This window comes from Clostridium polyendosporum, from assembly GCF_018332455.1.
Taxonomy (GTDB): domain Bacteria; phylum Bacillota; class Clostridia; order Clostridiales; family Clostridiaceae; genus Clostridium_AY; species Clostridium_AY polyendosporum.
Genome location: NZ_BOPZ01000007.1, coordinates 1 through 15541, shown reverse-complemented (window position 1 = coordinate 15541; position 15541 = coordinate 1). Strand labels below are relative to the sequence as shown.

Annotated in this window: 12 protein-coding genes, 2 pseudogenes and 1 riboswitch; of the genes and pseudogenes, 13 read left to right on the top strand and 1 reads right to left on the bottom strand. The window is 30.7% G+C overall.

All coding sequences use genetic code 11. The features are described 5' to 3' along the window. Positions 1-39: 39 nt before the first annotated feature. Positions 40-1530 (top strand): 4Fe-4S dicluster domain-containing protein, encoded by a 1491-nt coding sequence (locus CPJCM30710_RS05655; protein WP_212903208.1) that lies wholly within the window; start codon positions 40-42, stop codon positions 1528-1530. Between the two features lie 441 nt (positions 1531-1971). Then, entirely contained in the window at positions 1972-2712 is a 741-nt protein-coding gene (locus CPJCM30710_RS05650) for a TVP38/TMEM64 family protein (RefSeq protein WP_212903207.1), read from the top strand. Between the two features lie 266 nt (positions 2713-2978). Here the strand turns inward: CPJCM30710_RS05650 and CPJCM30710_RS05645 are convergent, their stop codons facing one another. Further along, the gene (locus CPJCM30710_RS05645) at positions 2979-3650 is read right to left on the bottom strand and encodes a TIGR01906 family membrane protein (protein ID WP_212903206.1); all 672 of its coding nucleotides are present in this window, start codon (positions 3648-3650) and stop codon (positions 2979-2981) included. A 424-nt stretch (positions 3651-4074) separates the two neighbouring features. Here CPJCM30710_RS05645 and groES point away from each other — a divergent pair, with 424 nt between their 5' ends. The 11 genes and pseudogenes from groES to CPJCM30710_RS18215 all read left to right on the top strand — a co-directional run. Then, positions 4075-4359 carry a co-chaperone GroES gene (gene groES, locus CPJCM30710_RS05640; RefSeq protein WP_212903205.1) on the top strand — a complete coding sequence of 95 codons (285 nt, stop codon included), beginning with the start codon at positions 4075-4077 and terminating at the stop codon, positions 4357-4359. Between the two features lie 16 nt (positions 4360-4375). Further along, positions 4376-6004, top strand: a complete 1629-nt coding sequence (groL, locus tag CPJCM30710_RS05635) for a chaperonin GroEL (RefSeq protein ID WP_212903204.1) — start codon at positions 4376-4378, stop codon at positions 6002-6004. Between the two features lie 115 nt (positions 6005-6119). Next, on the top strand, positions 6120-6875 hold the full coding sequence (locus CPJCM30710_RS05630; RefSeq protein ID WP_212903203.1) for a prepilin peptidase: 756 nt from the start codon (positions 6120-6122) through the stop codon (positions 6873-6875). Between the two features lie 434 nt (positions 6876-7309). Next, positions 7310-7714, top strand: coding sequence for a type II secretion system protein (locus tag CPJCM30710_RS18045; protein ID WP_281413959.1), 405 nt, complete (start codon positions 7310-7312; stop codon positions 7712-7714). A 374-nt stretch (positions 7715-8088) separates the two neighbouring features. After that, a riboswitch (purine riboswitch) is annotated at positions 8089-8186 on the top strand. Positions 8187-8367: 181 nt separating this feature from the next. Then, positions 8368-9825, top strand: a complete 1458-nt coding sequence (gene guaB, locus CPJCM30710_RS05620) for an IMP dehydrogenase (RefSeq protein WP_212903202.1) — start codon at positions 8368-8370, stop codon at positions 9823-9825. 49 nt (positions 9826-9874) lie between these two features. Then, positions 9875-11407 carry a glutamine-hydrolyzing GMP synthase gene (guaA, locus tag CPJCM30710_RS05615; protein WP_212903201.1) on the top strand — a complete coding sequence of 511 codons (1533 nt, stop codon included), beginning with the start codon at positions 9875-9877 and terminating at the stop codon, positions 11405-11407. 285 nt (positions 11408-11692) lie between these two features. Further along, complete coding sequence (locus CPJCM30710_RS05610; protein ID WP_212903200.1) at positions 11693-13663, top strand: BglG family transcription antiterminator; 1971 nt, start codon at positions 11693-11695, stop codon at positions 13661-13663. Further along, positions 13660-14085: a transcriptional regulator GutM gene (locus CPJCM30710_RS05605; protein WP_212903199.1), complete on the top strand. Its 426-nt coding sequence runs from the start codon at positions 13660-13662 to the stop codon at positions 14083-14085. Before CPJCM30710_RS05610 ends, CPJCM30710_RS05605 begins: the two co-directional genes overlap by 4 nt. Positions 14086-14104: 19 nt before the next feature. Beyond that, positions 14105-14680 carry a PTS glucitol/sorbitol transporter subunit IIC gene (gene srlA / locus CPJCM30710_RS05600; protein ID WP_212903198.1) on the top strand — a complete coding sequence of 192 codons (576 nt, stop codon included), beginning with the start codon at positions 14105-14107 and terminating at the stop codon, positions 14678-14680. 41 nt (positions 14681-14721) lie between these two features. Then, positions 14722-15171: pseudogene (locus CPJCM30710_RS18220) on the top strand (PTS glucitol/sorbitol transporter subunit IIB); the annotation flags it as partial. Positions 15172-15258: 87 nt separating this feature from the next. Further along, positions 15259-15541 (top strand): annotated as a pseudogene (locus CPJCM30710_RS18215) (PTS sorbitol transporter subunit IIB); the annotation flags it as partial.

Here is a 15541-nt window from a genome sequence, read left to right as displayed (position 1 = left end):
AATAAAAATGCTACATTTTATATAGGGGAGTGTTTAATAATGTTTCAATTTGAAACTCAACTTAAAAAACTTAAACATGAAGTATTAAAACATGTTGCCATTTTAGCAAAGGAAGACAGACTTACTAAAGAAGAACTTGAGAGAATTCCTTATGAAGTAATTACAGGCTCAAAAGCTAATTATAGATGTTGTGTTTATAAGGAAAGAGCCATAGTAGCTGAAAGAGTAAAGCTTGCAGCAGGATTCTTAGCAAATGGAGATAATGTTGATGATGAATTTACTGATATAATGCCAAATGAGCAAATTGTGTATATTATAGAAGCAGCATGTGATAGATGTCCTATCAACAGGTATACTGTTACAGACGCTTGTAGAGGATGCTTAGCTCATAAATGTATTGAAGCATGTAATTTTAATGCAATAGCTATGGCTGCTGGAAGATCATATATCAATCAAGAGGTATGTAAAGAATGTGGTATGTGCAAGAAAGCGTGTCCATATCATGCTATCACAGAAGTTATAAGACCATGCAAAGTATCATGTCCAACAGGAGCTCTTAATGTTGATCCAGAAGACAGAAGAGCAGTGATAAAAGAAGATGATTGTGTAAACTGTGGAAGATGCATGTCTGCATGTCCATTTGGAGCTATTTCAGATAAAAGTTTGGTGGCTCCTGTAGCTAAAAAGTTAGCTGGAAAAGAAAAATTATATGCAGTAGTTGCACCAGCTATAGCAGGACAATTTGGAATGAAGATAACATACGGACAAATAAAAGATGCCATGTTAAAGCTAGGTTTCGAAGATATGGTTGAAGCTGCTTTTGGAGCAGATGCAGTTACTGTTCATGAAAGTAATGAGTTCGTTGAAAGAATGGAAAATGGGGACAAGTATATGACTAACTCTTGTTGTCCAGGATTTTTATCATTTATCGAGAAGAAGTTTCCAGATCAAGTTGAAAGAATTTCAGGAACAATTTCACCAATGATTGCTACAGGAAGATATATAAAGAAAAATGATCCAGATGCAAAGGTTGTATTTATTGGACCATGTACAGCAAAAAAGAGCGAAGCAGTTAAAGAATCAATAAAGGATGCAATTGATTATGTCTTAACTTTTGAAGAACTTATAGCACTATTTGATGCTTTTAATATAAATTTAGAGCAATGTGAAGATAGACAAGTAGATGATGCATCTATATTCGGAAGAGGTTTTGGCGCTCATGGTGGACTTACAGCTGCTATAGAAAACTATGTAAAAGATAAAGGCATAAATGCAACATTTAAGCCAGTAAAAGTTTGTGGACTAGATATTAAGAAGACAATAACCTTAGCTAAGGTAGGTAAGTTAGATGGAAATTTCATTGAGGGTATGATGTGTGATGGTGGTTGTATAAATGGTGCTGCTACAATAGTAAATTCAATGAAATCTAAAGCAGTATTTAATAAATTAAATGCCTCTGCTTCAAAGAAAGCAATATTAGCAAATGAAAAGATTGAAGATTTCCATGATATAAATCTTGAAAGAGAATAATATAAATAAAGCTAAACAGGTGTCGAGCCTATTAATTCTACACAACTTCACTCCTTAAATAATTCATAAAAATAGCCTGAATATGGAGTGTTTTTTCATGAATTATAAATTCAATTATGAAGTTGTGTAGCTATTGAGTAAGATTTCACTTACTGAAATGACAGGAAATGAGAGCGTACAGCATAAGCTGTGCGTTTTTATTTGCGACCATTTTACTAAGCGAAGCTTAGCTAAAACTGAGTAGGTACGATAAACTTTTAGTTTTATTTTCTCCTACTTCATTTGAAAATATATGTATGAGATGAGCAGATATGATGGTTGTTAAGTTTTATTTTCAAAGAATGAGGGTAAACTTAAAAAGAGCTAATAAAAGTTAAATAGAAAGAAAAATTAAAAAAAATATATAATATATTCCAAAAGGAGTTAAGAGGACTGGTTTTTATGAAAGATAAATTAAAGAAATATAAGTATCATACAATCTTTGCAGTTATATTATGTTTTATTATATTTGTAATATATGAATATTATGTAGGTTACTTTGATACGTTTAAGGATATAAAAAGATTAAAAGTTATTATATTAAGCTATGGAAGTTTTAGCGGGTTAATATTTATTTTGCTTCAAATAGTTCAGATAGTATTCTTTTTCATACCAGGAGAGTTTGTGCAAGTTGCAGGAGGATATATTTTTGGTCCTTGGATAGGATCATTTTTATCTTTAGTTGGAGCCGTTATTGGAAGTGCTTTAACCTTTATAATTTCAAAGAAATTAGGAAAATCTTTCGTAGAAAGATTAGTAAGTGAAAAAGATCTTTGGCTTCTAAGAAAAATAGAAAGTTTTAAAGATAGAAAAATAAAAGAAAAGATGAAGGAAAGTACTAAGAGAAATGAAGAGAATAGGATGGAAGCATTAAAGAGAGTAGTATTTTTACTTTATGTAATTCCAGGAATACCTAAGGATATTTTGGGATATATTTGTGGAATTTCGAGCTTGTCTCTAAAGGATTTTTTGATAATATCAAATACAGGAAGAATACCTGCATTATTTGTATCAACTTTTTTTGGTCATAAGTTATCTTGGGGTAATTGGGAACTTTTATTAATAATTATAATAATCTCTACAGTTTTACTTATACTAGGTGTAGTAATTGCAAAAAGAATTATTAAACATAGGTATGAATAAACTTATTTGCTGTCATTTCACAAAATGAAATCTAACTAAAATTGATAGTTCGATACCTATTCAATTTTATCTCTTTATATAATTTTATATATTGAAGAATAAGTTATAAAGGGGCTGTCTCAAAATGAATATGGTATGCAATAAATTTGTAGAATATTTTTAAGAAATAAAATAATAATCCTGGTTATACAACAAAACAAAGGGGTTGCTCAAAATGCATGTTTATGCATTTTGAGACAGCCCCTTCTTCTATTAAGCATTATTTATTATTTTTGTTTTTTTAGTTGTTTATGATATATAACCTTTAAGATTATCGCTTCAACTATTATTGAACATAGAATTATCACTCCACAAATCATAAAAAATTCTTCTGGTAGAGCATTAATTACCGGATCTAATCTAGGGTCAAAAAGCCAGTAATTATTATTAAAGAAAAGTTTATGAAATTTGTCGAAAGTTTTAGAAAAGTCCGATAAAACAACATATAGTATAGATAATGAAAAAAATGAAAGAATATAAAAGGTATAGTTAAAAATTTCAATGGGAAAAGATAACTTTTTCTTTTTATAGAGGTATATACATAATAAAAAGAAAATAAGTAGAGCGAAAACTATTGAGTATATATTTAAAAAAATATTTTTTACTTCTGTAAAATGGTATTCTCCTTGTGGACTCATAGGAAAGTCCTGAAATTTAAGCTTATATATAAATGGTACCTGAAGATATTTTATTAAAATATTATAATTTATAATCAATGCTTTTTCAGAAAGTGATGTAACTCTAGGTATATCTAATATTTTAATGCTTATCTTATATATTGGAGTAAAGTTTAAAGCAAGTATTGGCCATATTGCTATAGAAAAAATAGAGATTAACAAAGATAGAAACACATTTTTTGTTTTTGTAAATAAATAATGTATTTTAATTTTACTTAACAATAATAATAACACCCTTTCATAAAACTATTTAAATTAAGTATTTTCGTAATTCTATAAAATGATTTTAACCTTTAATATTTTTTTAGATTCTAAGTTTAGTTATTAACTTATATATATTAATAATTATATACATTTTTGAAGAAATAATAAGGATTTAGTTAAGAAAATGTTAATTTTCACTCTATCTTAAGAAAATAAAAAAATAAAGAATAAAATTGAGAAAAAGTGAGTATTATGGAATTATTTCTAAGTAATCAAAAAATTTAAGAATTTTCAGTGGATTTAAATGGATAATTATTCTTGAATTTATGACTACTATTGTCTATTATAATAATTGTATTAGCACTCAACTTAAGTGAGTGCTAACAAAAAAGCAATATTATAAATATTTAAATATACTTTAAATTAATAAGGAGGGTCTATTATGAGAGTAAAACCACTTGGTGACAGAGTTGTTATTAAAAGATTAGAAGCAGAAGAAAAAACAAAGAGCGGTATAGTACTTACAGGAACAGCAAAGGAAAGACCACAAGAAGCTGAAGTTTTAGCTGTTGGTCCAGGAACTATTATTGATGGTGTTAGAGTTGAACTGGAAGTTAAGGTAGGCGATAAAGTATTATTCTCCAAGTATGCTGGAACAGAAGTGAAACTTGATGGGGAAGAATACATTATATTAAAGCAAGAAGATATCTTAGCAGTAGTAGAATAAGGGGAGGTATAGAGAAATGGCAAAGAATATTAGATTCGGTGAAGAAGCTAGAAGATCTATGCAAGCTGGTGTTGATAAGCTTGCTGATACAGTAAAGGTTACATTAGGACCTAAGGGAAGAAATGTTGTATTAGATAAGAAATTTGGAGCACCACTAATAACTAATGACGGTGTTTCAATAGCTAGAGAAATAGAATTAGAAGATCCGTATGAAAATATGGGAGCTCAATTAGTTAAAGAAGTTGCTACAAAGACTAATGATGTAGCAGGAGATGGTACAACTACAGCTACACTTTTAGCTCAAGCTATCATAAGAGAAGGATTAAAGAACGTAACTGCTGGAGCTAATCCAATGCTTATTAGAAATGGTATAAGAGTAGCTGTAGAAAAAGCGGTAGAAGAAATAAAGAAGATTTCTAAACAAGTTGAAGGAAAAGAAGATATAGCAAGAGTTGCTGCTATATCATCTGCTGATGAAGAAATAGGTAAGTTAATAGCAGATGCTATGGAGAAGGTAGGAAATGAAGGTGTTATCACTGTTGAAGAATCAAAGTCAATGGGCACAGAACTTGACGTTGTTGAAGGTATGCAATTCGACAGAGGATACGTTTCAGCATACATGGTAACTGATACTGAAAAAATGGAAGCAGTATTAGACAATCCATTAATACTTATCACTGATAAGAAGATATCAAGCATACAAGAGATTTTACCAATACTTGAACAAATAGTTCAAATAGGAAAGAAACTTCTTATTATAGCTGAGGATATTGAAGGCGAAGCAATGGCTACACTTGTTGTTAATAAGTTAAGAGGAACTTTTACTTGCGTAGCTGTTAAAGCTCCAGGTTTCGGTGATAGAAGAAAAGATATGCTTCAAGATATAGCTATTCTTACTGGTGGAACAGTTATTTCAGAAGAACTTGGAAGAGATCTAAAGGAAACAACTTTAGAAATGCTTGGAGAAGCTGAAAGCATTAAGATCTCTAAGGAAAATACTACAATCGTAAATGGTAAGGGCAACAAGGCAGAAATCAAGAATAGAATTGCCCAAATAAAAACTCAAATAGAAGAAACAACTTCAGATTTCGATAGAGAAAAGTATCAAGAAAGATTAGCTAAGCTTGCTGGTGGAGTTGCAGTTATTAAGGTTGGAGCTGCTACAGAAACAGAGCTTAAGGAAAGAAAGTTAAGAATAGAAGATGCTTTAGCAGCTACTAAGGCAGCTGTTGAAGAAGGAATCGTTCCAGGTGGTGGAACTGCTTATGCAAATGTAATAAATGAAGTTGCTAAGTTAACATCAGATGTTGTAGATACTCAAGTGGGGATAAATATAATCGTAAGAGCATTAGAAGAACCAATGAGACAAATAGCTACAAATGCTGGAGTTGAAGGTTCTGTAATCATCGAAAAAATTAAGAATAGTGAAGCTGGACTAGGATACGATGCTTTACATGGAGAATATAAGAACATGATTAAAGCTGGTATCGTAGATCCAACTAAGGTTACAAGATCAGCACTTCAAAATGCTGCATCAGTAGCTTCAACATTCTTAACAACAGAAGCAGCTGTTGCTGAAATTCCAGAAAAGAATGCTCCAGCACCAAATCCAGGAATGGATATGGGAATGGGTGGAATGTACTAAAATTAATATAGTCAGTGGTTTTATACCACTGGCTTTTTCTTTTCTTAATAACATGATAATATTGTATATGATGTAAAAAATGTAAAATTATAACTTGGGTAGAGAGGGGTATAACATGAGTCTTTTGATCGTTATGTTTGGACTTCTAATTGGAAGTTTTTTAAATGTATGCATATATAGAATTCCCAGGGGAGAGTCTATAGCATATCCACAGTCACATTGTCCAGAATGCTTAAATGATATCAGGTGGTATGATTTAATTCCAATTATAAGCTATACTTTTTTAAGAGGAAAATGTAGGTACTGTGGAGAAAAAATTTCATTTAAATATCCACTTATAGAACTATTAACTGGTGGGATATTTTTAGTGATTTATATTAAATTTGGTATAACCTTTAATCTAATAAAATATTTAATTATGGCTTCTTTTTTAATCGTTATAGCAATAATAGATTTTGAAACAACAGATGTATTTTCTATAACTACTTACAGTGGAATTGCAATCGGAATACTATTAAGCATAGTAGGATTATTTTTAAATGGAGATTCTTTAGTGGATGAGTTATTAGGAGCAGGAATTGGTGTAGGTATTATTGCTCTTATAGTATTTTTAACTAAAGGAATGGGAGAAGGAGATATTGAGATTGCAGCACTTTGTGGAATATTTCTTGGATGGAAAGGAATGATTATAACTCTTATGATTTCATTCATCCTTGGCGCTATAGTTGGAATTTTACTTATTGTTTTTAAGATAAAAGGTAAACAGGATGCAATTTCATTTGGACCTTATTTAGCTATAGGTGCACTTATTTCATTATTATTAAAATCAGATATCATAAATTTTTATTTGCTGTTATTTTTCACTAAGTGAAATCTGTCTAAAGCTGAGCAGGCTTGATGCCTAATCAGCTTTATTTATTTATTTATTGTCATTTTGTAAAGTGAAATCTTATTAAAATTCTTACGTAATAAATTGTGGGTACACATTAGTTTAAAGTATTAATTTTGAATTATACATTCAATTATGAAGTTATATATCTATACGATTAAGATTTTTTGATATAAACCTATATCTATGATTTTTACATTTATTAAATAATTTTACATATTTGAAAATAAATAACAAAATATTGAATTAGGAGAATATTTAAATTTATATATGTCAAGACTTTAAAAATATACAGGGGGGAGGAGGAGGTAATAATTATAAAGATTATTATTACTTTGCTAATAGTATGAATTATTTAATTAAGGTTTTCTATGTATTGTACATTAAAATAAATTAATTATCTAGGAGGTATGAAAATGAGAGCAGTACAAATAAAGAAGAATAAGAAAGGATTTACTTTAATTGAACTTATTATTGTATTAGCAATAATGGCTATTATAGCTGCAGTAGCTATACCCAATTTTTCTTCAATCATTAACAATTCTAAGAAAAAAGCAGATACTCAAAGTTGTGAAACTATAAAAAGAACAGCATTATCTTTAGTTTCTCAAGGAGATATGCTGGATGGTGAATATACTATTACAGTTGAAAATTCAGGAGATCCTACGGTAACTAAGGGAGACGGTAGTGTTAGTGAAACAATTGCAAGTGCATTCAAAGATGTAAAAAAGCCTCAAAGTCATAACGGATCTACTTATGAATTTAAAGTTGAATCAGGTGATATTACTTCAGTAGTAACTGGAGATATAGAATTGAATTAATAGTTAATTATTATAAGTAGTATTGAGTTATTTACAATAATGTGTTATCCATCTTCCATCGTATAAGATAGAGGTGGTTCCCACGGTCTAGTTAAAAATTTTTTAAAATAAAGTTTAATAGTTATTGAATCTATTAAATTTAAGCCAGATTTTAATTTGTTAAATGACAGCAAATAAAAATAGAGTGTGATTTAATCAAGCTCTATTTTTTTTATTTAAGTTTTTCAGATTTTCCGAAGAATAATAATGAATTTTTTAATTCTTAATAAAAGATTACATGAAAGAAATTATTCATTACCAAAAATCAGCATATTATTTTTCGATTATAATTGACAATAAAAAAATCATAAATTATAATATGATTAAAATTTAATAACGGACATAATTAATACGCTCGTATACTCTCTGAATATGGCAGAGTGTTTCTACCGGAAACCGTAAATTTCCGACTATGAGTGAATTAGTATTCTATAAGGACTTATAGCATATTAACTCACTTATAAAGTTAATATGCTATTTATATTTATTTTTAATAAAGGAAATAATAAATAAATAGAGTACAGTACATAATTTTGCAAGAAAAAAAGTCATAATGAACCGCTTATGCAGGAATACAATTAAAATTTAAATAATTTGATGGGAGGAAGAATAAAATGGCTATAATATGGAAAACTGCTTATACTTTTGATGACGTATTATTAGTACCAAACAAATCAGAGATATTACCAAGAGATGTGGAAACTAAGACAAACTTAACAAAGAAGATACAGCTTAATATACCTTTAATGAGTGCAGGAATGGATACTGTTACTGAATCAAAGATGGCAATTGCTATGGCTAGAGAAGGTGGAATAGGAATAATCCATAAGAACATGTCAATTGCAGCACAAGCTAAAGAAGTTGATAGAGTAAAGAGACAAGAAAATGGAGTTATAACTGATCCTATATTCTTAGGAGAAGATAATACATTAAAAGAAGCTAATGAACTTATGGCCCAATATAGAATTTCAGGAGTACCAATAACTAGAGATGGTAAACTAATTGGTATCATAACAAATAGAGATTTACTTTTTGAAACAAACTTCGAGAGAAAGATAAGTGAGGTTATGACAAAGGATAACCTTATAACTGCTCCAGAAGGAACAACTGTTGATGAAGCAAAGGCAATATTAAAGAAGCATAAGATAGAAAAGCTTCCATTAGTAGATGAAGATGGATACTTAAAAGGATTAATAACAATAAAGGATATAGAAAAGGCAAGAGTATATCCAAATGCAGCAAAGGATGAAAAAGGCAGATTACTATGTGGAGCTGCTGTTGGTGTAACTGGTGATATGGTAGAGAGAGTAGATGCTCTCGCTAAAGCACAAGTTGACGTAATCACTATAGATACAGCTCATGGACACTCAAAAGGTGTTATAGATGCAGTTAGAAAGATAAAAGGATTATATCCAGATCTTCAAATAATAGCTGGTAACGTAGCTACTGCTGAAGCAACTAGAGATCTTATTGAAGCAGGAGCTGACTGTGTAAAGGTTGGTATAGGACCAGGATCAATATGTACTACAAGAGTAGTTGCAGGGGTTGGAGTACCACAACTTACAGCTGTTATGGATTGTGCTGAAGAAGGAAGAAAGTATGGAGTTCCAGTTATAGCTGATGGCGGATTAAAGTACTCAGGAGATATAGTTAAAGCTTTAGCAGCTGGAGCAAGTGCCGCAATGATGGGTTCATTATTTGCTGGATGTGACGAGGCACCAGGTGAAGTAGAAATATACCAAGGTAGAAACTACAAAGTATACAGAGGAATGGGTTCTTTAGGTGCTATGGCATGTGGAAGTAAGGATAGATACTTCCAAGAAGGTAACAAAAAGCTTGTACCAGAAGGCGTTGAAGGAAGAGTAGCATATAAGGGATATGTATCAGAAACTTTATATCAATTATTAGGTGGAATAAAATCTGGTATGGGTTATCTTGGTTCTAAGACTTTAGAAGAATTATTTGAAACTGCAAGATTTGTAGTTCAAACTTCAGCAGGTTTAAGAGAAAGCCATCCACATGATATTAACATAACTAAGGAAGCTCCAAACTACAGCGTAAATCAACAATAAAAGGATAAGATAGAAGTATACTTTTAGAATAATTTTATGGAGGATACTCATGAGCAGAGAACTTGTTTTAGTCATAGATTTTGGAGGGCAATATAATCAGCTTATTGCTAGAAGAGTAAGAGAATGTGGAGTTTATTGTGAAATAATTCCATATAACTACCCAATTGAAAAAATAAAGGCAAAGGAACCAAGAGGAATAATATTTACAGGTGGTCCAAACAGCGTTTATGGAGAAGACACACCAAAGGTAGATGCAGAAGTATTCGAACTTGGAGTACCTGTACTTGGAATATGTTATGGAAGCCAACTTATGGCACATACTTTAGGTGGAAGAGTTGACACTGCTCCAGTAAGAGAGTATGGAAAGACTAATATAAACCTTTGTGAAACATCAAAGCTATTCAAAGGAATAAACATAGAAGAAATATGCTGGATGAGCCATACTGACTATATAGCAGAAGCACCAGCAGGTTTTAATATAGTAGCACATACTGATGTATGTCCTGTAGCTGGTATGGAAAATGCAGAAAAGAAATTATATGGAGTTCAATTCCACCCTGAAGTTGAACATACTCCATTTGGTCAGCAAATGCTTCAAAACTTCTTATATGAAGTTTGTGGTCTTTCAAAGTCATGGACTATGGCTTCATTTGCTGAAGAGAAGATAGCAGAAATAAAAGCAATAGTTGGAGATAAGAAGCTTATATGCGGATTATCAGGTGGTGTAGACTCATCAGTTGCATCAGTAATGGTTCATAAAGCTGTGGGTAAACAACTTACTTGTATCTTCGTTGACCATGGTCTATTAAGAAAAGACGAAGGTGATGAAGTTGAGAAGATATTTAAAGAGCAATTTGATATGAATCTTATAAGAGTAAATGCTAAGGATAGATTCCTTTCAAAGCTTGCAGGAGTTTCAGATCCAGAAAGAAAGAGAAAAATTATAGGTGAAGAATTCATAAGAGTATTTGAAGAAGAAGCTAACAAACTTGGAGAAATAGCATTCCTTGTTCAAGGGACTATTTACCCAGACGTTGTAGAAAGTGGAACAGGAACTTCAGCTGTAATTAAGAGCCATCACAACGTAGGTGGACTTCCAGAGGATATGGAATTCAAGTTAATAGAACCATTAAGAGAATTATTCAAGGACGAAGTTAGAGCTGTTGGTGAAGAACTTGGAATTCCACATCATTTAGTGTGGAGACAGCCATTCCCAGGACCAGGTCTTGCAATAAGAGTTCTTGGAGAAGTTACAGAAGAAAAGCTTGAAATAACAAGAGAAGCAGATGCTATATTTAGAGAAGAAGTAGCTCTAGCAGGTCTTGAAGGTGAGATATGGCAGTACTTTGCAGTGCTTCCTGACATAAGAAGCGTTGGAGTTATGGGAGATGAAAGAACTTACTGTCATACAATTGCTTTAAGAGCAGTAACATCATCAGATGGAATGACTTCAAATTGGGCTCATATACCATATGAAGTATTAGATAAGGTTTCAAGAAGAATAGTAAATGAAGTTAAGGGAGTAAATAGAATTGTTTATGACGTAACTTCAAAACCACCAGCAACTATTGAGTGGGAATAAGAAAATACAGTAATTTAGATATTTAGCAGTAATGAAGTAGTGTATGATTTTTAAGTGAAAAGTTGATTATCATACACTACTTTATTTTTATTATTATAGATTAAGTTGGTACAAAAAGAGGCAGTTGTATTATAAATTAAAGACTGAAAAAGAATACAAAGTATTTAGTTGATAAATTAAGTTACTTTTTTCGCAATGATTATGAAAAAATGTGTATTAATTATTTGATACTTATTGGGTACAATAAGATTGGAATATAGACAAGTTGGTGAGGGGAGTTTTGATATGAAGATAGTACTACTTGATGGTAGGGTGCTAAAGGTATTACTAAAAGCGATTGATAATAAAACTAATAAACTAGATGACTTTGCAGAAGTAGTTGGGGTTAGTACTAGAAGTATAAGAAATTACATTAAGCAGTTAAATACAGATTTAACAAGTGACGTGGCACAGTTAGTTAATGTTAAGGATATTGGATACAAGTTAGAAGTATACAATAAGGAAAAATTTAATGAATTAATACGTTTTAACTTATCTAAGCATCAAGAATTTAAGTTATTAAACACTCCAGAAGAGAGATCTAAATATATAGTTAATAAACTTATAAAGGTAAATGAGGCTATAACTATTGATAATCTAGCTGATGAAATGAATGTAGGAAGGACCACACTAATAAACGATTTGAAGAAAGTTTCAACCGCTCTAGATGTATATGATTTATCAGTAAAAGGTAAACAAAATGAAGGTATAGAACTTAAAGGTAGTGAGTTAAAAATAAGGCTATTTATTTTAGCTTTTTTGTGTAAAGGTTTAAGTGAAGAAGATGTGCAAAATAGTCTGTTTGGTAGTTGTAATGAAGGATACTATAAAGAGATCAAAGTGTTAATAAGTACCATTTTTTATAATAACAATTTCATGGTTTCTGATGAAACAGTAAAAGAAGTGCTTAACTATATTTTAGTTACAATCTTCAGATTGAAAAATGAAAAATATATAGATACTCTAGAAAAAAAATATAGAGAGATAGTATTAACTGATGAGTATAAGTTGTCTTGCAAAATAATTGAAGGATTAACAGAACTATTCAACACTACGTTTAGTTCAAATGAAGCAATTTTTCTTACTCTTCCTCTATTAGGACGTAAGGCTCCAATAAAGAGCACCTTATCAGATACTAGAATTACATCATCAGTCATTAATTTGGTGGAAAGAATGTTGACTGAAATATCAGTAAGTTTTGGTATAGATGTAAAACAAGACAAGGAATTGATATGGGCACTAGAGTGTCATTTAAATTTTGCTCTAAATCGACTTATATTCGAGATAAAAATTAAAAACAATTTATTGGACGACATTAAAAAATGTTATCCTCTTCCTTACGAAATGGCAAAAGTGTCTGCAAGAGTAATTGAAGAAATTTATAATGTTAATGTAAATGAAGATGAAATTGGCTACCTAGCATTACACTTTGGAAGTTATATAGAAAGAAACAGTGATCAGCTCTTCGATATAAAAAAGGTAGCTTTAGTTTGTGGTACAGGATTGGGAACTGCTCAATTATTATATGTAAAGTTAAAAAAACTTCTTGGAAAAGATGTGATTATAAATACTTACTCTGATTCTGAGGTTTCCAAGTCCTTATTAGATGAATACAATTTGGTTTTTTCTACAGTAAATATAGATATTGATACAGAAACACCTTTTGTTAAGGTAACAACTCTTTTTAATGAACAAGACGTACAAAAAGAAATTGAGAAATGTTACTATACTAAAAAACTTAGCTTAAGTGGGGAAGAACCTAAATTATCATTAATAGACGCCTCTATAGATGAGGAAAGATTTTTTATTCTTAATAAAGAAGAGTTCATGGATAATATATATTTTATGTTAGAAGAATTAGAGAAAAGAGAAGTAGTTGATAAAACTTTTAAACAAAGAATACTTGAAAGAGAGCAAAAATCCTCTACTTCTTTTGGTAACTATATAGCCCTTCCCCATACTGTTAATTATAACAGTACTATGATATCACTTGCTGTAGGAATTCTGCATAATTCTATCTATTGTTCAGGTAATGAGATAAAGGTAATATTAATGCTAATGATTCCTGATGAAAAATATATTGATTCTGAGTTTTTAATTAAATATTATGATGAGTTATTGAAATTATGTCAGAATAAAAAACTGATTGAAAGTGTTACAAATGTTAATAGCTATAAGGAGTTTAAAAAATTATTACAAAAGGAGTTGATTTCATGAATCCAGTATTAAATCTTATTATTATTTGTATAATTATGTGGACTCTTAATTTTTTATTTGGTTTTTTACAGATAAAGCATTTTAATAAAAATTTCATAGAACTTAGAAAACTTGGAAGAGTAGCCATTGGTAAGAAAAAAGGACATTTAAGAGCAGGAACAGTAGTTATGCTAGTTATTGATGATGAAGAAAGAATTATAGTAGCTAAAAAAATTCAAGGAATAACCATTTTTGCAAGTGTTAAAAGATTTCTTGGATTAGAAGGTAAGAAAATATATGAAATAGAAAAAGAAGATTTAAATAGATATAATAGATTAATGAGAGCCGCTATTGAAGATGCAATAAATAATTACAGAAAATTTAAGGCTGATAAAGAGGCAACAAGTCTTAGTAGTACTCAATTAGCTAATGATACTATTTAAATTGAAGGAGATATTTTAAATGACAACATTTTTTCAAGTTTTAGCAAATGGTGCTGAATGGTTTATGAATCTTTTTAGAGCAGGAGGTAAGGTCTTTATAGACTTTACTACTGGTATTATACCACTATTAATTGCAACATTAGTAATTATGAATGCCATAATAAAATTTGTTGGAACTGACAGAATTGAAAGGCTTGCAAAGAAATCTGCATCAAACCCAATTACCAGGTATATGGTATTACCAGTGTTGGGAACGTTTATATTTGCAAACCCAATGACATTATCATTAGGAAAATTTTTGCCGGAGAAATATAAGCCAAGCTATTATGCAGCATCTAGTTTCTCATGTCATACAATGAATGGATTATTCCCACATATTAACCCAGGAGAGTTATTTGTATTTCTTGGAATAGCAAGTGGAATAACGAAATTAGGATTTTCAACAGCGGACTTAGCTGTTAGATATTTGTTAGTAGGTATAGTTACTAACTTCATCAGAGGATGGGTTACAGATTTCACTACTGCTATAGTTGAAAAGCAACAGGGTATCAAGCTTAAGACTTCTGTAGATCTTAATCATGAAGAATCTCATTAAGCTTAAAGTAAAAATAATTTAATTTGAGAGGAGAGATTTTTATGTCATATAAAAAAGTAAAAATAAACAAAGGTTCAGGTGGTTGGGGTGGTCCAATAATTGTAGAGCCTACTAATGTAAGAAATAAGGTAGTTTATATCACTGGTGGAGCAAAACCAGATGTAGCTGCAAGGATTGCAGAATTAACAGGATGTGAGCTTATTAACGGATTTAAATATGGTGTTAAAGATAGCGAAATAGCATGTGCTGTAATTAACTGTGGTGGTACCTTAAGATGTGGAATTTACCCTCAAAAGAAAATTCCTACAGTGAATATTATGGCAACAGGAAAGAGTGGCCCATTAGCAATGTTTATAAGAGAAGATATTTATGTTTCATCAGTTAGATCGGAAAATGTACAGGTTATAGATTAATAAAAGGAGGGGTATAAAATGGCATACGATACAAGTAAAAAGATAAGTGAACAAAGCCAAGGATTAGTTGCAAAGATAGGTATTGGAATAGGAAAAATAACGAGTACCTTCTTCCAAGCAGGTAGAGATACCATAGATACTGTTATTCATACAATATTACCTTTTATGGCTTTCGTTGCAACATTGATTGGTATTATCAATGCATCTGGAGCAGGTACATGGTTTGCACATCTTCTTGCACCATTGACTGGTAATATAGTTGGATTAGTAATTATAACATTAATCTGTTCCTTGCCAATATTATCTCCATTCTTAGCACCAGGATCAGTTATAGCACAAATAATAGGAGTTCTAATTGGTGTTGAAATAGGAAAAGGAAATATTCCACCACACTTAGCACTTCCAGCATTATTTGCAATCAATTCACAGGCAGCTGCAGATTTTATAC

Excerpts from the sequence above, each read along its gene's own strand:
- CPJCM30710_RS05655 (WP_212903208.1), top strand. The coding sequence starts at position 40 with ATGTTTCAATTTGAAACTCAACTTAAAAAACTTAAACATGAAGTATTA.
- CPJCM30710_RS05650 (WP_212903207.1), top strand. The coding sequence starts at position 1,972 with ATGAAAGATAAATTAAAGAAATATAAGTATCATACAATCTTTGCAGTT.
- groES (WP_212903205.1), top strand. The coding sequence starts at position 4,075 with ATGAGAGTAAAACCACTTGGTGACAGAGTTGTTATTAAAAGATTAGAA.
- groL (WP_212903204.1), top strand. The coding sequence starts at position 4,376 with ATGGCAAAGAATATTAGATTCGGTGAAGAAGCTAGAAGATCTATGCAA.
- CPJCM30710_RS05630 (WP_212903203.1), top strand. The coding sequence starts at position 6,120 with ATGAGTCTTTTGATCGTTATGTTTGGACTTCTAATTGGAAGTTTTTTA.
- CPJCM30710_RS18045 (WP_281413959.1), top strand. The coding sequence starts at position 7,310 with ATGAGAGCAGTACAAATAAAGAAGAATAAGAAAGGATTTACTTTAATT.
- guaB (WP_212903202.1), top strand. The coding sequence starts at position 8,368 with ATGGCTATAATATGGAAAACTGCTTATACTTTTGATGACGTATTATTA.
- guaA (WP_212903201.1), top strand. The coding sequence starts at position 9,875 with ATGAGCAGAGAACTTGTTTTAGTCATAGATTTTGGAGGGCAATATAAT.
- CPJCM30710_RS05610 (WP_212903200.1), top strand. The coding sequence starts at position 11,693 with ATGAAGATAGTACTACTTGATGGTAGGGTGCTAAAGGTATTACTAAAA.
- CPJCM30710_RS05605 (WP_212903199.1), top strand. The coding sequence starts at position 13,660 with ATGAATCCAGTATTAAATCTTATTATTATTTGTATAATTATGTGGACT.
- srlA (WP_212903198.1), top strand. The coding sequence starts at position 14,105 with ATGACAACATTTTTTCAAGTTTTAGCAAATGGTGCTGAATGGTTTATG.